We start from the raw sequence: 17182 nt of genomic DNA, 5'->3' as shown, positions 1-17182 counted from the left end.
CATGACTTCGCATTCCACCGATCTGCACGATCTGAGCGTCACCGCGCTCGCCGAAAAGCTGCGCACGCGCCAGGTTTCCGCCGTTGAAACCGCCCAGCACTTCCTGAACCGCGCCAGGGCGCAGCATACGCTGGGCGCCTATGTGGCGCTCAACGAAGAAGCCACACTGGCCCAGGCCCGCGCCGCCGATGCGCAGCTGACCACGGGCAATGCCGGCACGCTGACCGGCGTGCCCATCGCCCACAAGGACATCTTCGTCACGCGCGACTTCCCCACCACGGCCGGCTCGAAGATGCTCGCCGGCTACCAGTCGCCGTTCGACGCGACCGTGGTCACGCGCCTGGCCGAAGCCGGCGCCGTGACGCTGGGCAAGCTCAACTGCGACGAGTTCGCCATGGGCTCGGCCAACGAGAACTCGGCCGTGGCCCCCGTGGGCTTCGACGCCCCCGCGCCGGTGCGCAACCCCTGGGACCTGTCGCGCGTGCCCGGCGGCTCGTCGGGCGGCTCGGCCGTGGCCGTGGCCGCGCGCCTGGCGCCGGCCGTGACCGGCACCGACACCGGCGGCTCCATCCGCCAGCCGGCATCGTTTTGCGGCATCACGGGCATCAAGCCGACCTATGGCCGCGCTTCGCGCTACGGCATGATCGCCTTCGCTTCGAGCCTGGACCAGGCCGGCCCGATGGCGCGCAGCGCCGAAGACTGCGCGCTGCTGCTCAGCGCCATGTGCGGCCCCGACCTCGACCGTGACTCGACTTCGCTGGACCGCCCGGTGGAAAACTTCGGCGCCACGCTGAACAACGACATCGCCGGCCTGCGCATAGGCGTGCCCGCCGAGTTCTTCGGCGACGGCCTGTCGGCCGACGTGCGCGCGGCCATCGATGCCGCGCTGCAGGAATATGTGAAGCTGGGCGCCAAGCTGGTGCCGATCAAGTTGCCGCGCACCGAGCTGTCGATTCCGGTCTATTACATCCTGGCCCCGGCCGAGGCGTCGTCCAACCTGTCGCGCTTCGACGGCGTGAAGTTCGGCCACCGCGCCAAGGACTACACCGACCTGGTCGACATGTACAAGAAGACGCGCGCCCAGGGCTTCGGCGACGAAGTCAAGCGCCGCATCATGATAGGCGCCTATGTGCTCAGCGAAGGCTACTACGACGCCTACTATCTGCAGGCACAGAAGATCCGCCGCATGATCGCCGACGACTTCCAGGCGGCATTCCAGCACTGCGACGTGATTGCCGGCCCGGCCGCGCCCACGGTCGCCTGGCAGCTCGGCGGCAAGAGCGACCCGCTGGCCAACTACCTGGCCGACATCTACACGCTGCCCGCATCGCTCGCCGGCCTGCCCGGCATGAGCCTGCCCGCGGGCTTTGGCGAAGGCGGCATGCCCGTGGGCCTGCAGCTCATTGGCAACTACTTCCGCGAAGGCCAGTTGCTCAATGCCGCCCACCGCTTCCAGCAAGCCACCGACTTCCACCTGCGCCAACCGGCCGGCCTGGGCCAGCATGGCCTGGCCCTGTAATCACGCCGGGAGAACCACTTACCCATGACCGCCAAACTCATTCACGGTTACGAAGTCGTCATCGGCTTCGAAACCCATGCCCAGCTCGCGACCCAGTCGAAGATCTTCAGCCGTGCGGCCACGGCCTTCGGCGCCGAGCCCAACACCCAGGCCTGCGCCGTCGACATGGCGCTGCCCGGCACGCTGCCGGTGATGAACAAGAAGGCCGTCGAGTGCGCCATCAAGCTCGGCCTGGCGCTGGGCTCGAAGATTGCGCCGCGCAGCATCTTCGCGCGCAAGAACTACTTCTACCCCGACCTGCCCAAGGGCTACCAGATCAGCCAGTTCGAAATTCCCGTCGTGCAGGGCGGCGAAGTGTCGTTCTTCCTCGGCGAGGAAAAGAAGACCGTGCGCCTGGAACGCGCCCACCTCGAAGAAGACGCGGGCAAGTCGCTGCACGAGGACTTCATCGGCCAGTCGGGCATAGACCTGAACCGCGCCGGCACGCCGCTGCTGGAAATCGTCACCCAGCCCGACATGCGCTCGACCGAGGAAGCCGTGGCCTATGCGCGCGAGCTGCACAAGATCGTGACCTGGATAGGCATCTGCGACGGCAACATGCAGGAAGGGAGCTTTCGCTGCGACGCCAACGTCTCCGTGCGCAAGCCCGGCGGGCCGCTGGGCACGCGCCGTGAAATCAAGAACCTCAACAGCTTCAAGAACATGCAGCAGGCGATCGACTACGAGATCCGCTGGCAGATCGAGGAGATCGAGGACGGCCGCAGCATCCAGCAGGCCACCGTGCTGTTCAATCCCGACACCGGCGAAACGCGTGCCATGCGCACCAAGGAAGACGCGGCCGACTACCGCTACTTCCCCGACCCCGACCTGCCGCCGCTGGTGGTCGCGCAAAGCTGGGTCGACGCAGTGCGCGCCGGCATGCCCGAGCTGCCGCGCCAGCGCGCCGCGCGCTTTGTCGCCGACTACGGCCTGCCCGAGTACGACGCGACCACGCTGACCCAGAGCCAGGACATGGCCAGCTACTTCGAAGCCGTGGCAAAGGCCTGTGGCCAGGCCAAGCTGGCGTCGAACTGGATCATGGGCGAAATCTCGCGCCGCCTGAACACCGAGGAAATCGGCATTGCCGACGCCAAGGTGGGCAGCGCCCAGCTGGCCACGCTCATCGCCCGCATCTCCGATGGCACGATCAGCAACAACGCCGCGCGCCAGGTGTTCGAGGCGCTGTGGGACGGCGAAGCCGGGGACGGCCTGTCCGGGGACGTCGACGCGGTGATCGAAGCCAAGGGCCTCAAGCAGATGAACGACAGCGCAGCGCTGGAAGCCATCATCGACGAAGTCATCGCCGCCAACCCCGGCAACGTCGAGCAGTACCGCGCGGGCAAGGACAAGGCCTTCAACGCACTGGTCGGCCAGGTGATGAAGGCCTCCAAGGGCAAGGCCAATCCTGGCCAGGTCAACGAACTGCTGAAAACTAAATTGGCCCCCCCCTGAGCGGCTGCGCCGCTTCCCCCCCGGGGGGACGACATCCTCGCTGCGGGGCGGCCCTTGCTCGATGTCTCTGGGCTGGGGCACGCCAGTTTCGTAAGCCGCAAACCAAGCGAAAGCAGCGTCTGTACTGCTGACGCGGCAGCCCACGATGGACTGCCACTGAGTTGGGACGCCTTAGCTTCCTGGGCTGTAGGTCGCGCGAGCACCATCGACAACTGACATCTCATGCAATCTCTCACGCGCATCCTGGGCAGCTGGGGGCCCCTGGCCCAGCGCCCTTCGGGCAGCGAACTGCTGCACAGCTCGCTGGGCGCGGCCCTGGGCCTGGCGCTGTCCGGGCTGCTGGTCTGGATCGGTGCGGCCGGCGGCCTGCTGTTCCTGTTCGCCCCGCTGGGCGCAAGCGCCGTGCTGGTGTTTGCCGTGCCCAACAGCCCGCTGGCCCAGCCCTGGCCGGCGATCATGGGCAATACGCTGTCGGCGCTGTGGGCGCTGCTGCTGCTGGGCGCCCTGCCCGCCCTGCCCAGTCCCTGGCCCGAAGCCTTCGCCGTCGGCGGCGCGATCGCCGTGATGCTGCTGTGCCGCGCGCTGCACCCGCCGGGCGGCGCGATGGCCTTGCTGGTCGTGCTGCGCGCGCCTACGCTGGTGCCGCTGGGCTGGCATCTGGTGGCGACGGTCTTTCTGCTGACCCTGGCGCTGGTGCTCGCGGGCCTGGCCTACCACCGCGCGACGCGGCGCACCTATCCGCTGCGCCACACGCCGCCCGCCCAGGCGCGCACGCCGGCCGCGGGGCGCCTGGCGCTGAGCAACGACGATCTCACGGCGCTGCTCACGCGCTTCGACCAGTCCTACAACCTCAGCCCCGACGACCTGGGCGCGCTGCTGGCCGCGGCGGAAGAGCAAGCCATCCAGCGCCGCTTTGCGGCCGTGACCTGCGGCGAAGTGATGTCGGCCAAGCTGCTGACCGTCGCCCCCACGGATTCGCTGGAAACCGTCGCCGATCTGTTCCATCGCCATCTGGTCAAAAGCCTGCCCGTGGTCGGGCCGCAAGGCGAGCTGCTGGGCCTGCTGCTGCGCTCGGACCTGTTCGACTGGCTCTGGGAGGGGCACCGCCGCAGCCGCTGGCGCCAGCTATTGCGTGTGCGCCCACCGGCGGCCACGGTGGACCGGCTGATGCGCGCGCCCGAAATCCGCGTCCAGGAAGCCACGCCGCTGGGCGAGCTGCTGGGCACGCTGGCCCAGCACCGGGTGCAGTTCATTCCCGTGCTGCGCGGCACGCAGCTCGCGGGCCTGATCACGCGCACCGACGTGATCCGCGCACTGCTGGCGCTGCGCTAGGGATCCTCTGGCGTGAACACGCCTTGGACCAGGGTTCATGTGACCAGGTCAGCGCCGACGTTACCCCCAGGTTACGTGACAGGAGACGTAACGTTGTGGCGGGCCACACTTCGCAAGAAACGGAATACTTCATTGAAATCAATGACTTAGCCAAACCCCCAGGCGCGGGAACGCGCCGCAATCGGGTGGCATGGATGTTGCGGCGACATATGCGAATCGAGAAAACGGACCCGGTACTTCACGCACCCGTTTTACGTTCAGCTATCAGGAGCATCCGTATGTCCGCATTCTTCGCCCCCCTTCATCGCCCCCAGCAAGGCATGCGGACGCCCGGCCCGGACGCAGAGGTCCTGGAAGGTCCGGCCTCCGTGCCTCAAGCCCGTCTGGCCGGATTGCGTGAGCAGGCGATCTGTTACGCCCTGAGCCGCCATGTACCTGATATGGCGCATGGCTTTGTGGTTTCCGTCAACCATGCCGAGTGGCAGGTCAGCGGTGAACTGGCATGCCGCATTGCATCGCTGGTCCGTGAAGCGCTCATGGACGAACTGGCCAGGACCGAGTAACGGCACCGCCCGCCTCACAGCGGTGCGGCGCGCGCTGTCCCATGGGTGGATGGGGCCGGCGCCTGTTCACCTGGCGCCACGGCCCATCCGCAAAACCCCCGCCGATTCCTGCGCGCCGACAAGCCCAATGAGGTTGCGGCCTTCCGGGCCATCGCCTGCTTGCCCAGGTGTCAGGCGCCGTCGCCTACCGCGTCTGCCAGGCCAGGCCTCCCGGCACTGCCCGCAGTGGCCTACACTATGCTGGTGAAGCGGCCGGCATGCGCCAGGCCGCAACGGGTTTGATTGCGATGACAGAAAGGGACACAGCCATGAGTACCACCATTGCCCAGCTCGATCTCGACAAGCTCCGCCACATCGTGCAGAAGTTCGATGCATCCTCGTTCACCGCCGCCGGCATCGCCCGCGAATACGGCCAGGGCGTGGCCTCCGACGAAGAGGTTGCGCTGATCGAGGAACAGCTCCAGCGCCACGCCTCGGTGCTGGGCATCCACGCCCTGCCGGCGCAAGGCAGCCGCTGCGCCACAGTCTGGCGCACGGTTTGATACCGTACGCCGCGCACGCCCCCCCGGCTTGCGCCCCGACGGGTCGCCGCCCAGCGCCGCGACCCGCCTCCTTTTTTCCCAGGATCCCCCTTTTCTATGCCCTCTTTGGATTTCAAGCTTGAGAAAAAGCTCTTTCGCCAGTTCTACGACCAGCACCTCGATACGCTGGACGAGGCAAAGGAGACTTTCGCGGCGCTGGCACGCTCGTTGCTCAAGCAGGTTCCCGGACTGCAGCTGTCGAAGATCGAAGCGCGCGTCAAGGACAGGGAGGAGTGCATCCACAAGTTCCAGAGCAAATACCTGCTGGCGCTCGAAAGCGCGCAGCAGCCCTATTCGATCCAGGAGCATGTGACCGACCTGATCGGCCTGCGCATCGTCTGCCTCTACGAAGACGAAGTGCACCGCGTCAAGAAAGTGCTGTCCGAGCATTTCGAAGTCATAGACACCACCGACAAGTCGGCCTCGCTCGAAAGCACCGAAGGCGAGTTCGGCTACAAGGGCCTGCACCTGGACCTGCGCCTGGGCGCGACACGCCGCAGCCTGCCCGAGTACGCGTCCTATGCCGACTCGCGCATCGAAGTGCAGATCCGCACCATCATCCAGGACTCGTGGAGCGTGCTCGATCACCAGATCAAGTACAAGAAATCGATTCCCGGCAGCCTCAAGCGCCGCATCAACACCCTGGCCGCGCTGTTCGAGCTTGCCGACCGTGAATTCCGCGAAATCCGCGACGCCACGGCCCAGGAGCTGGCCGAGGCCGAAAGCCCGAACGCCTACGAGGAACTCGAAGCCGAGGAGCAGCCCAGCGCCCCGCCAGCGCATTCGAGCACCTCACCGGACGACGAAGACGGCGGCGGCCCCGCGCCCACGAGCCCACCTTCGGCAACGCGCGGCCAGCAGCTCGATGCCTTCGGCTTTCTGCGCATCGCCAACCACTTCTTCAACGGCTTCGAGTTCACGCCGCACAAGGTCGACAGCTTCACGCAGGAAATCAACAGCTTCCGCCCAGGACTCACGCGCACCGGCTTCAACCAGAGCATGCGCACGCACATCAGCACCGTCAAGGACTACAAGAAGCAGTTCGAGCTGCTGCACCCGAGCGACGCCATGAGCCCGTATGAAGTGATACGCCACTGCATGTACCTCAGCGACAAGCGCAGCTTCCAGCACCTGCTGGGCGCCGATATGCGCCAGGCGTTCGAGCGCTGGTTGACCGCACAGCAGGAAGCACAAGGCACGCCCTGACACACAGCACCTTGTGGGGGCTACGCCAGCGTTTATGCTCTTGCCCCATGGATTGGTCTCAATACCCTTTTGCCCGGCTCTATGCCTCGGTGCTGGCCGCGCTGTTCATCACGCTCGCCGCCGTCTGGCGCGTGCAGCGCACGGCGGTGACGGTGGCCGCGGACTCGTCCCAGGGGCGCACGGCGCGGCGGCTCGCCTGGAGCTATGCCGCGGGCGCCCTGGCCTGGTGGGGCTACGCCGCCTATACGGGTTATGGGCGCTTCCTGACCGACGCGGCGCTCGCCCAGCTGATGAGCACCGACACGCTGGTGTCGCTCGCGCTGTTCATCGGCGCGATTGCCTGGGGCGGGGCCTTCATGCTGCAGCTGGTGCTGCGCCTGCTCAGGACCGAGCAGCAGCGCAAGAAATAAAACACCCCCTGTGCGGCTGCGCGGCAGGGGATTGGCAAGTGCTATGGATAACTCAACGGTCCACGGCCCACAGCTGGCGCAGTTGGGCAAGTTCGGCGTCGAAACGCTGGTGCACGCGGCGCTTTTCCTGCTCCTGGGCCGCGAGATAGCGCGCCTGCTCGGCCAGCGCCTCGTCGCTTTGTACCATCTGGCGGCGCAGCGCCGCCGGGGCGCGCGCCGGGTCCCTGGCGTAGAACTCCATTTCGGCATCGAGCTTGCGGCGCTCCGTGCGCAGCACGTCGACGCGCCGGTGCGCAAGCGCCGCCACATCGTCGATCTGGGCGATCGCCGCCATGCGTTCGGCATCGTGCGCCGCCTTGTCGGGATAACGGTAGGCCAGCGCGCGCTGGCGCCGGATTTCGTCCTTGGCGCGTTGCTCGGCCTGCAGCTGCTGGCGGCGCTGCACGGCCAGCGCTTCGCGCTCGGCCTCGGTCAGCGTCGGTCCGACGCGTGCGCGCTCCACACCCGAAGGGCCGAACACGCGCTGCTCACGGTCCACGCAGGCGGCAATCGGGCGGTCGGCGGTGAGCCGCCGGCCCTGGGCATCGGTGCAGCTGTAGATGCCGGTCTCGGGCACATTGAGCGCCATCGCCGGAGCGGCCACCAAGGCGAACGCCGCGGCCACGGCCGTCGCCCCCCAGACCCCCGCGATGATGGACACCGAATGCATGAACCGGATTACCCCTTGTCGTTGACCCCGTAACGCTGGCGGTAGGCCAGCACGCGCGCATGGTGTTCCTGCATCGATTGTCCTGCATCACCACTGCCATGGTCCAGATAGAGCAATAAGTCGGCCAGGTTGGCAATCGTGCAGACCTGCATGCCCAGCTGGTGGCGCACATACTGCACCGCGCTGTGCGCCACGTCCCGGCCGTTCTCGGTAGCCATTTCCTGGCGGTCCAGTGCAATCGCCACACCATGGGGAATCGCACCCGCGGCCTGGATCAAGGCGATCGACTCGCGCGCCGCCGTGCCCGCCGACATCACGTCGTCGATGATCAGCACCCGGCCCTTGAGCGGGGCGCCGACCAGGCTGCCGCCTTCGCCATGGTCCTTGGCTTCCTTGCGGTTGTAGGCGAACGGCACGTTGCGGCCCTGGCGCGCGAGTTCCACGGCCACGGTCGCCGCCAGCGGAATGCCTTTGTAGGCCGGGCCAAAGACCATGTCGAACTCGACACCGCTGGCCAAAATCGCTTTTGCATAGAATTCTGCAAGCCGGCCCATCTTGGCGCCGTCATCGAACAGGCCCGCATTGAAGAAATACGGGCTCATGCGCCCGGCCTTGGTCTTGAATTCGCCAAAGCGCAGCACGCCTGCGTCCACGGCAAACCGCACAAATTCCTGCGCCAAAAGATTCTTGTCGTCCTGACGCGCGTCACCTATCACCATTGGATCCATCCTTGTTCAAATTAACCAGCCTCAACCTCAACGGCATCCGCTCCGCCACGTCCAAAGGCGTCGAGTCCTGGATCGCGGCCACTGCGCCGGATTGTATTTGCGTGCAGGAAGTCAAGGCCCAGGCCGCCGATATAGCCGGGCGCTTCGAAGTACTCGCCGGGTTGCGCGGGCATTTCCATTTTGCCGAGAAAAAGGGGTATTCGGGTGTGGGCATCTACAGCCGGCACGAACCCAGCGACGTGGTCATCGGTTTCGGCTCGCCCGAGTTCGACGCCGAAGGCCGCTATGTCGAGGCGCGCTTCGACACGCCCACGCGCAAGCTGTCCATCATCAGCTCGTACTTTCCCAGCGGCTCGTCGGGCGAACTGCGCCAGGGCGCGAAGTTCCGCTTTCTCGCCGAAATGCACACCCACCTGATGCGCATGAAAGGCGAGCGCGAATTCGTGCTGTGCGGCGACATCAACATCGCCCACCAGAACAACGACCTGAAAAACTGGCGCAGCAACCAGAAAAACAGCGGCTTCACGCCCGAGGAACGCAGCTGGATGACAACTTTGTTGCACACAAGCGAGCCCACCGGCGGCCTGATTGACGTTTACCGTCACCTATGCCCCGACACCACCGACGCCTGCTACACCTGGTGGAGCAACCGCGGCCAGGCCTATGCGAACAATGTCGGATGGCGCCTGGACTACCACCTCGCGACGCCGGCCATGGCCACGCTGGCGCGCGCCGAGCATATCTACAAGGATGTGAAATTCTCGGACCATGCGCCGATCACGGTGGATTACGACTTCACGCTTTGACGCACCGCTGCGCGGGTTCTAGACCGTCGGAACGGTGCCCCCGTCGATCAGATGCTCCGAGCCCGAAATCGAACCCGCGCGCGGCGAGACCAGAAAGGTGATCAGGTCGGCGACTTCCTGCGGACTGGCCGGCCGGCCCAGCGGAATGCCGCCCAGCGACTGCATGATGATCTGCTTGCCCCCCGCGTAGTCCGTGCCGGCCGCGCTGGCCAGGCGCTCGGCCATCGCGACGGCGGCCTCGGTCTCCACCCACCCGGGCGAGACACGCAGCACGCGCACGCCCTTAGGCGTCACCTCCTTCGACAACGCCTTGCTGTAGGTGGACAAGGCGGCCTTGGCCGCCGCATAGGCGGTGGTCGATTCCGGCAGCGGCAGCAGGCGCTGGATCGAGCTGACGTGGACGATGACGCCCGAGCCCTGCGCCAGCATGGCGGGCAGCAGGGCGCGGTCCAGACGCACGGCCGGCATGAGGTTCTGGTTCAGCTCCTCGAACCACCGCGCATCATCCAGGGCCGCAAAGCCGCCGCCCGGCGCGCTGGAGCCGCCAAGCACGTTGACCAGGATGTCCACCCCGCCCCAACGCGCAAGCACCGACCGCGCCACCTCGGCTGCGCCGTCTGCCGTCGACAGATCGGCGGCGACATGCAATACGCCCCCGGTCGATTGCGCGGGTACGGAGCGCGCCGCGGCCATCACCTGCACGCCGGCGGCGTGCAGGCCTTGAACGACAGCCGCGCCCACGCCCTTGGTGCCGCCCGTGACCAGCGCCCGCAGTCCCTGGAGTTGCAGATCGAAGCTCATGCCGTGATCTCCAGCGACGCGATCAGGCCGCGTTCGAGACGAAAGCGATACCGGAGATCGACCGGGCTGCCGGGGAAATTACCGCTCACCCGCGCGTGCACGACCTGAGAATGCGCATCGCTCTGCAGAGCAAGCGGCTGCGTCGTATACGTGTACCTGGCCGATGTCGCCGCCTTCCACGCCTTGATGGCGCCAAGACCGGCATGGGTATGGCCTTCGTCCTTGACGCTGGCTTGCGCCGTGAAGCAGCGCGCCAGGGCTTCGGGGTTTTGTTTCTCGGCCGCGAAGTAGGCGGCAATCGGCTCGGGAAGGCTCAGGGTGTTCATGGCGAAGACTCCTTGGTGATGGAGTCCTCAGGATGCGCGCGCCGAAGAAATTAGAGAATCCTCTAGAATCTTCATGGACTATGTAGAGAAAGATACAGAATGCGCGGATCGGAATTCACCGAACTGAAGGCGTTTGTCGCGGTGGTCGAGCGCGCAAGCTTCGCGCGCGCAGCCGAGCATCTGGGGCTTTCGCCTTCGGCGCTGAGCCAGACCATACGCCTGCTCGAATCCCGGCTCGGCACGCGGCTGCTCAACCGCACCACGCGCAGCGTGGCGCCCTCCGCCGCCGGGCAGCAGCTGTACGCGCGCATCGCCCCGCTGTTCAGCGACATGGCCGAGGCCGTGGCCCAAGCCAGTGCGACCGCCGGGAAGACCGGCGGCACGCTGCGCATCAACACCTTGGGCATGGCCGCCCGGCAGGTCATCGCGCCACGGCTGGGCCGGTTTCATCGCGCGCATCCGGACGTGGCGCTGGACATCGTGGTGACCGATGGCCTGAACGATATCGTTGCCGGCCGCTTCGATGCCGGCATCCGCGTGGGCGCACGGCTGGAGAAGGACATGATTGCCGTGCGCCTGACGCCGGACGTGAGGATGGTTGCCGTCGCGTCGCCGGACTATCTGGCGCGCCGCGGCACACCGCAATCGCCCGCGGATCTGCACCGCCACGCCTGCATCAACTGGCGGCTTCAGGCCGATGGACGCGCCTACCGCTGGGAGTTCGAGAGAAAAGGACAGCGGATCGAAGCGGAGGCGCAAGGGCCGCTGGTCACCAATGATGCGGACACCGGGGTCGCCGCCGCGCTGCAAGGGCTGGGCATTGCCTATGCCTTCGACCGCGAGCGCGTCGATGCGCATCTCGCGCAAGGACAGCTGGTACGAATCCTTGCCGATTGGGCCATCATCCGGCCGGGACTGTTCCTGTACCACCCCAGCCGACGCCACTGTCCCGCCGCACTGCGCGCCTTCATCGACTGCATGCTGGACAAGGATCTGGATCTGCCCACAGGATGACCAGGATCGCAACACCGTCCAGCGCCACACCGGCACCAGCGCACAGCGCGCCGAGAGGAATGCACGGCGCTTGCCCGGTCTGGATGATAATAAGAACAATTCTCAACGTCGTGGTGAAGGCGGCCGTTCCGCGGCCTTGCCGCCATGGCCTCCCAGGTCGCTCCAACCGACATAGGGTGTGCCCTGCTCGAGCGCTACTATCGCGAACTGCTTCATCTTCTGCAGCGCCAGCAGCACGTTGCCACGGCTTTTGAGGGGCCCCAGCCGTCGCCCCACCGCGGTGACACCAAAGCCCACGCAGAACTTCGGCCCTGACGAAAGTCCTTGCCGTTGACCCCGCGAAACACCTGCGCCTGCTGCGTCGCGGGCCGCCCCGCGGCTTGGCACACGGCCAACGCGCGCTCTCCTTTGCCTCGCCCGGACAGGCAATGCGCAGCCGACGTGACCTCACATGCATAACAGCTTTGACCTGCAGCCACCTGTGCACGCGCGCAATGCGAGATGACACTGCGTAGCCGCCGCAGATCCAGCCATGCAGCACGGCGGTTCATCACAAGAAGCAGGAGACAACATGCAATTTCACCGTTCACGCCCGGCTGCAGGCCTTATATGCGCCGCCGGATTTCTCTTCCAGGCCGTGCCAGCCCAGGCCAGCTCGTCGCAGAATATCTACGGCATCGTCGACGCATGCGTCGCCCGCTCAGATCTGGGGGCTGCATCGCGCAGCATGTTAAACGGCGGTTGCCTCTCCGGCAGCCGTCTCGGCTTTCGTGGCACAGAAGATCTGGGCGGCAGTCTGCGCGCCTATTTCACCCTCGAAATGGGCTTCAACACAGATGACGGCGCCATTGGCCAGGGAGGCCGCGCCTTCGGCCGCAAGGCGCTGGTCGGCCTGCGCGGCACCGCCGGAGCCATTGAAATGGGCAGAGATTACGGCACCACGTTCTACGTCGTTCAGCCGGTCGACCCGATGGGCCTGGGCATCGGCACGGCCAGCAGTACCATCTGGTCCGGTGCCCCGACCACCACGTCGGGACGTGTGAACAACTCGCTCGTCTACCTCTCGCCAAGCTACGCCGGCTTCTCCATGCGCGCCCAGATTGCCCCTGGCGAACAGTCGTCCCCCCATGCGAAACGGGGCGCAGACGCCAAAGGCTTCAACCTGATCTACAGGCAGGGCGCTGCCTTCGTCGGTCTTTCGCACACACGGGTGTCCAACACCACCGACAACAACGACGACCGCGCCACCACACTGGTCGCCAAATACGACTTTGGCCGTTTCAGCCTCGTCGGCATAGCACAAGACGGCGCCTGGAAAGGCAGCAGAACCCTTGCAGCGCCGTCCAATCCATCCAGCTTCTTCAGTCGTAATTACCGCAGTTATCTGCTTGGCGGCTCGGTGAAGGCGGGCATCGGCTCGATCAACGCGAGCTTCAAGAGATACGACGACCGGACCTCGGCGAACTTCGACGCCGACCAGTGGAGCATCAACTACCTCCACCCACTGTCGCGACGCACCACCGTCTACGCCGGCTACTCGCGGCTGTCGAACAAGCGACTGTCGAGCTATGGGGTCTCGGACGCCAGCACCGCCTATTCGGGGGTCACGCCAGGCGCATCCACCAGCTTCCTCGCTGTCGGCATGCGCCATGCGTTCTGACGAACCTGGAAACGAAGCCCTCATGCCCTCCAGTCCACCACCCGTCCCATACGGCCCCGGCCATTACGTGACGCTGCCCGGCGTCGACCTTTGGTATATCGATTCGGGTGGCAGCGGCACGCCGGTTGTGCTGCTGCATGCGAATACCGGCACCGTCACGGGCTGGCAACTGCAGATCGACGCCCTGTCGCAGGCCGGCTACCGGGCAATTGCCTTCGACCGTCGCGGCTGGGGCAAAAGCCGTGTCAACGCGGCGACAGGCCCGCAGCCTGGCTCGGTCGCCGATGACCTTGAAGCACTCGTTCAGCATCTGAACTTGCCGCGCTTTCATCTGATCGGAATTGCCGGCGGCGGCTTCGTCGCACTGGACTACGCGGCGTGGCACCCCGAGCGGCTGATCAGCATGGTGGTGGCCGCCAGCAACGGCCAGTTCCATGAAAAAGAGATGGACGAGTTCTCCAGGCGTATCGCGGTGCCCGGCCTGGAGGATCCCAAACTGCGCATCTATCGCGAGGTCGGTGTGGCCTACCGCGCCGCAGACCCTGAAGGCCTGGCACGTTTTGCTGCCATGGAGCATTCGGCCCGCCATCCCGATGCACCTGCGCAACCCATGCGCACGCCCAACACTTTCGCCAAGATTGCGCAGATACGGTTGCCCGTGCTGATCATGACCGCCGGCGCCGATCTACTGGCCCCCCCGGCCTTGATGCATGCCTGGTCGCGCCATCTGCCCGACAAGCGCCATGCACATGTTCCCGACGCCGGACATTCGATCAATTGGGAGCAACCGCAAGCGTTCAACCGCTTGGTCCTGCAGCATTTAAAGGAGACATCATGACAACGTCCTTCACCAGTCGGTACCGCTCGCGACATCTTGACCGGCGCGACGTATTGCGCGCGGCCTCCGCGTTGGTCGCCTTGCCATGGGTGAACGCGATTGCGCAGTCCGGCTCCACAGCCAGGATGATCGTGCCTTTTACACCGGGCGCATCGAACGACACCATCGGCCGACTCGTCGCCGACGCACTGGGGCGCCGCAGCGGCCGCACCTGGATCGTCGAGAACAAGCCCGGCGCCGGTTCGCAGCTGGGCACCGATCTCGTTGCCAAGGCGCAGCCCGACGGCAACACCCTCCTGCTGAGCGCATCGGCAGGCATGGTCATCCTGCCGGCCATCAAGCCGTCGATGCCCTACGCCGTGAACCGCGATTTCACGTATCTCGCGCGCATCGCGACCAGCCCTTTCGCGCTGGTGGTGAATGCGCAGTTGCCGGTGCGCAGCCTTGAAGAGTTCGTGCACCTCGCCAAGACCAAGCCGGGCTCGGTCCGTATCGGCACCTCGGGGGTCGGTTCGCTCGACTATATGGGGGCTGCGCTGCTGCAGACCACCACAGGCATCGAGCTCAACATCATTCCCTACAAGGGCATGTCGCAGGTACTGAATGACCTGCGCGCCGGGCACATCGACGCGTCCATCGTCAGCCCTGCAACGGTGGCGCCGCTGGTGGCTGAACGCAAGGTGCGCGCGCTGGCCGTGCTGGACACCCGGCAAAGCGCGAGCCTGCCAGGCGTGCCATCGGCCCGGGATGCAGGCCATCCACGGCTGCAAGTCGTCAACTGGTGGGGCATCGCCGGTCCGGCCAGGTTGCCCGCGGCGGTCAATACCGCCCTGACCAGCCAAATCGAGACCGTGCTGGCCGACCCGGCGTTTCGGAAATCACTGGAAGACAAGGGTTTCGAGGTCGCACCACTGAAAGGCAGGGAGTTTGCACAGTTCGTCGCCGCCGACCTGCTGCACTGGCGGACCGTTGCAGCGCAGGCGCGCATCAGCATGACCGACTGACAACGCTGGACCATCCGGATGCATCCGCCTGCGATGCATGCCGGCATGGCATCCGACACGGATGAACGCGCAGCAGAGGGAACGCCGTCAGCCAGGAACCTTCGCCACCTGGCGGCTTCTGCAGCATGGGCCTGGTAAAGGGTCTGGCCCAGCCGACGCCACTGTCCCGCCGCACTGCGCGCCTTCATCGACTGCATGCTGGACAAGGATCTGCCCACAGGATGACCAGGATCGCAACACCGTCCAGCGCCACACCGGCACCAGCGCACAGCGCGCCGAGAGGAATGCGCGGCGCCTGCCCGGTCTGGATGATAATAAGAACAATTCCCATCACCCTGGTTGGCTTGGCCGGTCTGCACCGCCATGGTCTCCCAGGTCGATCCAGCCGTCATAGGGTGTGCCTTGCTCGAGCGCTACTACCGCGAACTGCTTCATTTTCTGCAACGCCAGGTGAGCGACCGCGATACGGCGGCCGACCTGGCGCAGGAGAGTTGCGCCCGCGTGCTGGCCGCCCAGCATTCGGGGCGCGACATCCTCGATGTGCGGGCCCTGCTCTACCGCACCGCGCGCAACCTGCTGGTCGATCGCCACCGGCGCGCCGAAGTGCGGCGCCACGACGACCTCGACGCGATGCCGCACGCCGAGCAGCCGTGCGCGCCGCGGCATCTGCAGCCCGAGGAAGCCCTGGCCTCGCAGCAGATCCTGCGCGCCTATGCCGGCACCATAGACCGCCTGCCGCCGCGCTGCCGCGAAGCCTTCGTGCTGCATGTGTTCGACGATCTGAGCCATGCCCAGGTCGCGCAGCGGATGGGCATTTCGGTCAGCATGGTCGAAAAGCACATCGTGCGCGGCATGCTGGCCTGCAAGCTCTGCGAGCGCAGCGTCAGCGCCCAGGACAGCCCCGCGCCCGCGCGCACGGCGGCCTAGTGGCGCGGGAATCGGCGCGCGCGTGCGTCTATAGTCAAAGCTGCCGACGTTGGATCTCCCCATGAACTTGCCCACTTCCGATCGCCATGTCCTTGCCTGCGGGGATGAGGCGCAGGCGCGCGCGTTCGAGACCTTCGCGCAGGAACATGACGCGCTCGATCTTGCCGCCGCGACCTGGGCCGCGCGCCAGCGCAACGGGCTCGATGCGCAGGCGCAGGCCGAACTCGAGGCCTGGCTCGCCGCCTCGCCCGCGCATGCGCAGGCCCTCGAAGACATGGCGGCCACGCTGGGCCAGGTCCGGCAGTTGCCGGCGGATGCCGTCGCCGAACTCCGGCGCGGTTTCCAGGGCCGCGCCCAGCGACCGCCCACGCCCGAACGCCGCAACTGGCGCGCCCGCCTGGGCCTGGGCTTGCACGGGCGTCCATGGCTTGCGCCCGCGGCCGTTGCGTTGCTGGTCGTGGCAATCGCCGGTGCGGGCTGGACGGGCGTGGAAAGCTGGCGCAAGCTGCCCACGTTCGAGCAGGCGTTTGCGACCGACCGCGGCCAGCAGACCGTGGTCACGTTGCCGGATGCGGATGCCAACGGCAGCACGCTGCAGCTCGATACCGCCACGCGCCTGCAGGCGCAGCTGTTTCGCGACCGCCGCGAAGTGCAGCTGCAGGACGGCCAGGCATTGTTCTCGGTGCATTCCGACACCAAGCGCCCCTTCCATGTGCGCGCCGGCAATCTGCAGATCACCGTGGTCGGCACACGGTTCTCGGTGCGGCACACCGCCTCGGGCCTCGATGCCGGCCGCACCGTGGTCTCGGTCGAGGAAGGACATGTGCGCGTGGCGCGCAGCAATGACCCCACCGGTGTCCAAGCCAGCGAACCAGCGGTGGAACTGCTGGCCGGCCAGATGGTCGTGGGTGACGACAGCGGCCATATCGGCCCCGTGGCCCAGATCCCGCCCGCGGCCATCGCGCCCTGGCGCGCGGGGCGCGTGAGCTTCGACAACACGCCGCTGGCGCAGGCCCTGGCCGAGTTCGAGCGCTACCGCAGCACGGGCCTGGTCATCAACGATCCGGCCGTGGCCGACCTGCGCGTCGGCGGCAGCTACAACGTCCAGCAATTCGCGCGCTTCGTCGACAGCCTGGCGCTGATGCTGCCGGTGCGGCTGGTGCCGCAAGGCGAGGTGCGCGAGATCGTGCTGCGCCGGCCCTGAAGATTTTTCGAAAATCTGCATTTTCGACCTGAGGTTTGCGCGCGCTGGCGCGTCTTCATAGGC

General features: G+C 66.4%; 18 protein-coding genes. 14 read left to right on the top strand and 4 right to left on the bottom strand.

Features of this window, described 5'->3' with window-relative positions; genetic code table 11:
- Position 1 precedes the first annotated feature (1 nt).
- The 7 genes from gatA to GVL12_RS04625 all read left to right on the top strand — a co-directional run bounded on the left by gatA (position 2) and on the right by GVL12_RS04625 (position 7102).
- The gene (gatA, locus tag GVL12_RS04655; RefSeq protein WP_159911488.1) at positions 2 to 1519 is read left to right on the top strand and encodes an Asp-tRNA(Asn)/Glu-tRNA(Gln) amidotransferase subunit GatA; all 1518 of its coding nucleotides are present in this window, start codon (positions 2 to 4) and stop codon (positions 1517 to 1519) included.
- A 24-nt stretch (positions 1520 to 1543) separates the two neighbouring features.
- Complete coding sequence (gene gatB, locus GVL12_RS04650) at positions 1544 to 3010, top strand: Asp-tRNA(Asn)/Glu-tRNA(Gln) amidotransferase subunit GatB (protein WP_159911487.1); 1467 nt, start codon at positions 1544 to 1546, stop codon at positions 3008 to 3010.
- Between the two features lie 222 nt (positions 3011 to 3232).
- Entirely contained in the window at positions 3233 to 4342 is a 1110-nt protein-coding gene (locus tag GVL12_RS04645) for an HPP family protein (protein WP_159911486.1), read from the top strand.
- 278 nt (positions 4343 to 4620) lie between these two features.
- Positions 4621 to 4905, top strand: a complete 285-nt coding sequence (locus GVL12_RS04640) for a hypothetical protein (RefSeq protein ID WP_159911485.1) — start codon at positions 4621 to 4623, stop codon at positions 4903 to 4905.
- A 308-nt stretch (positions 4906 to 5213) separates the two neighbouring features.
- Positions 5214 to 5447 carry a hypothetical protein gene (locus GVL12_RS04635; protein WP_159911484.1) on the top strand — a complete coding sequence of 78 codons (234 nt, stop codon included), beginning with the start codon at positions 5214 to 5216 and terminating at the stop codon, positions 5445 to 5447.
- Positions 5448 to 5543: 96 nt separating this feature from the next.
- Entirely contained in the window at positions 5544 to 6692 is a 1149-nt protein-coding gene (locus GVL12_RS04630) for a GTP pyrophosphokinase family protein (protein ID WP_159911483.1), read from the top strand.
- A 47-nt stretch (positions 6693 to 6739) separates the two neighbouring features.
- A complete protein-coding gene (locus GVL12_RS04625) occupies positions 6740 to 7102 on the top strand; it encodes a hypothetical protein (protein WP_159911482.1) in 363 nt (120 codons plus the stop codon).
- A 52-nt stretch (positions 7103 to 7154) separates the two neighbouring features.
- On the opposite strand, the gene GVL12_RS04620 is transcribed toward GVL12_RS04625, so the two are convergent.
- Both GVL12_RS04620 and pyrE read right to left on the bottom strand, forming a co-directional pair.
- Positions 7155 to 7811, bottom strand: a complete 657-nt coding sequence (locus GVL12_RS04620) for a hypothetical protein (RefSeq protein ID WP_200843501.1) — start codon at positions 7809 to 7811, stop codon at positions 7155 to 7157.
- Between the two features lie 8 nt (positions 7812 to 7819).
- A complete protein-coding gene (pyrE, locus tag GVL12_RS04615) occupies positions 7820 to 8530 on the bottom strand; it encodes an orotate phosphoribosyltransferase (RefSeq protein WP_159911481.1) in 711 nt (236 codons plus the stop codon).
- An 11-nt stretch (positions 8531 to 8541) separates the two neighbouring features.
- Here pyrE and GVL12_RS04610 point away from each other — a divergent pair, with 11 nt between their 5' ends.
- Positions 8542 to 9345 carry an exodeoxyribonuclease III gene (locus GVL12_RS04610; protein WP_159911480.1) on the top strand — a complete coding sequence of 268 codons (804 nt, stop codon included), beginning with the start codon at positions 8542 to 8544 and terminating at the stop codon, positions 9343 to 9345.
- A gap of 18 nt (positions 9346 to 9363) precedes the next feature.
- On the opposite strand, the gene GVL12_RS04605 is transcribed toward GVL12_RS04610, so the two are convergent.
- Both GVL12_RS04605 and GVL12_RS04600 read right to left on the bottom strand, forming a co-directional pair.
- A complete protein-coding gene (locus GVL12_RS04605; RefSeq protein WP_159911479.1) occupies positions 9364 to 10146 on the bottom strand; it encodes an SDR family oxidoreductase in 783 nt (260 codons plus the stop codon).
- The gene (locus tag GVL12_RS04600; RefSeq protein WP_159911478.1) at positions 10143 to 10472 is read right to left on the bottom strand and encodes a nuclear transport factor 2 family protein; all 330 of its coding nucleotides are present in this window, start codon (positions 10470 to 10472) and stop codon (positions 10143 to 10145) included. The genes GVL12_RS04605 and GVL12_RS04600 overlap by 4 nt, the downstream gene beginning before the upstream one ends.
- 99 nt (positions 10473 to 10571) lie before the next feature.
- On the opposite strand from GVL12_RS04600, the gene GVL12_RS04595 reads away from it, so the two are divergent.
- The 6 genes from GVL12_RS04595 to GVL12_RS04570 all read left to right on the top strand — a co-directional run bounded on the left by GVL12_RS04595 (position 10572) and on the right by GVL12_RS04570 (position 17119).
- Entirely contained in the window at positions 10572 to 11486 is a 915-nt protein-coding gene (locus tag GVL12_RS04595) for a LysR family transcriptional regulator (protein ID WP_159911477.1), read from the top strand.
- Between the two features lie 571 nt (positions 11487 to 12057).
- On the top strand, positions 12058 to 13146 hold the full coding sequence (locus GVL12_RS04590; protein WP_159911476.1) for a porin: 1089 nt from the start codon (positions 12058 to 12060) through the stop codon (positions 13144 to 13146).
- Positions 13136 to 13984 (top strand): alpha/beta fold hydrolase, encoded by an 849-nt coding sequence (locus GVL12_RS04585; RefSeq protein ID WP_159911475.1) that lies wholly within the window; start codon positions 13136 to 13138, stop codon positions 13982 to 13984. The genes GVL12_RS04590 and GVL12_RS04585 overlap by 11 nt, the downstream gene beginning before the upstream one ends.
- A complete protein-coding gene (locus GVL12_RS04580) occupies positions 13981 to 14988 on the top strand; it encodes a tripartite tricarboxylate transporter substrate binding protein (RefSeq protein ID WP_159911474.1) in 1008 nt (335 codons plus the stop codon). Before GVL12_RS04585 ends, GVL12_RS04580 begins: the two co-directional genes overlap by 4 nt.
- 363 nt (positions 14989 to 15351) lie before the next feature.
- Positions 15352 to 15915, top strand: a complete 564-nt coding sequence (locus tag GVL12_RS04575) for an RNA polymerase sigma factor (RefSeq protein ID WP_200843500.1) — start codon at positions 15352 to 15354, stop codon at positions 15913 to 15915.
- 61 nt (positions 15916 to 15976) lie between these two features.
- Entirely contained in the window at positions 15977 to 17119 is a 1143-nt protein-coding gene (locus GVL12_RS04570; protein ID WP_159911473.1) for a FecR domain-containing protein, read from the top strand.
- The last annotated feature ends 63 nt before the right edge of the window (positions 17120 to 17182 follow it).

It is taken from the genome of Pantoea sp. 18069, from assembly GCF_902706035.1.
GTDB lineage: Bacteria > Pseudomonadota > Gammaproteobacteria > Burkholderiales > Burkholderiaceae_C > Comamonas.
Note: the sequence above shows the minus strand (reverse complement) of the source record. Positions and strands in the feature narration are given on the sequence as shown.

Bases quoted from the DNA above. Each gene is read 5' to 3' on its own strand.
- gatA (WP_159911488.1), top strand. From the start codon at position 2: ATGACTTCGCATTCCACCGATCTGCACGATCTGAGCGTCACCGCGCTC.
- gatB (WP_159911487.1), top strand. From the start codon at position 1,544: ATGACCGCCAAACTCATTCACGGTTACGAAGTCGTCATCGGCTTCGAA.
- GVL12_RS04645 (WP_159911486.1), top strand. From the start codon at position 3,233: ATGCAATCTCTCACGCGCATCCTGGGCAGCTGGGGGCCCCTGGCCCAG.
- GVL12_RS04640 (WP_159911485.1), top strand. From the start codon at position 4,621: ATGTCCGCATTCTTCGCCCCCCTTCATCGCCCCCAGCAAGGCATGCGG.
- GVL12_RS04635 (WP_159911484.1), top strand. From the start codon at position 5,214: ATGAGTACCACCATTGCCCAGCTCGATCTCGACAAGCTCCGCCACATC.
- GVL12_RS04630 (WP_159911483.1), top strand. From the start codon at position 5,544: ATGCCCTCTTTGGATTTCAAGCTTGAGAAAAAGCTCTTTCGCCAGTTC.
- GVL12_RS04625 (WP_159911482.1), top strand. From the start codon at position 6,740: ATGGATTGGTCTCAATACCCTTTTGCCCGGCTCTATGCCTCGGTGCTG.
- GVL12_RS04620 (WP_200843501.1), bottom strand. From the start codon at position 7,811: ATGCATTCGGTGTCCATCATCGCGGGGGTCTGGGGGGCGACGGCCGTG.
- pyrE (WP_159911481.1), bottom strand. From the start codon at position 8,530: ATGGTGATAGGTGACGCGCGTCAGGACGACAAGAATCTTTTGGCGCAG.
- GVL12_RS04605 (WP_159911479.1), bottom strand. From the start codon at position 10,146: ATGAGCTTCGATCTGCAACTCCAGGGACTGCGGGCGCTGGTCACGGGC.
- GVL12_RS04600 (WP_159911478.1), bottom strand. From the start codon at position 10,472: ATGAACACCCTGAGCCTTCCCGAGCCGATTGCCGCCTACTTCGCGGCC.
- GVL12_RS04595 (WP_159911477.1), top strand. From the start codon at position 10,572: ATGCGCGGATCGGAATTCACCGAACTGAAGGCGTTTGTCGCGGTGGTC.
- GVL12_RS04590 (WP_159911476.1), top strand. From the start codon at position 12,058: ATGCAATTTCACCGTTCACGCCCGGCTGCAGGCCTTATATGCGCCGCC.
- GVL12_RS04585 (WP_159911475.1), top strand. From the start codon at position 13,136: ATGCGTTCTGACGAACCTGGAAACGAAGCCCTCATGCCCTCCAGTCCA.
- GVL12_RS04580 (WP_159911474.1), top strand. From the start codon at position 13,981: ATGACAACGTCCTTCACCAGTCGGTACCGCTCGCGACATCTTGACCGG.
- GVL12_RS04575 (WP_200843500.1), top strand. From the start codon at position 15,352: ATGGTCTCCCAGGTCGATCCAGCCGTCATAGGGTGTGCCTTGCTCGAG.
- GVL12_RS04570 (WP_159911473.1), top strand. From the start codon at position 15,977: ATGAACTTGCCCACTTCCGATCGCCATGTCCTTGCCTGCGGGGATGAG.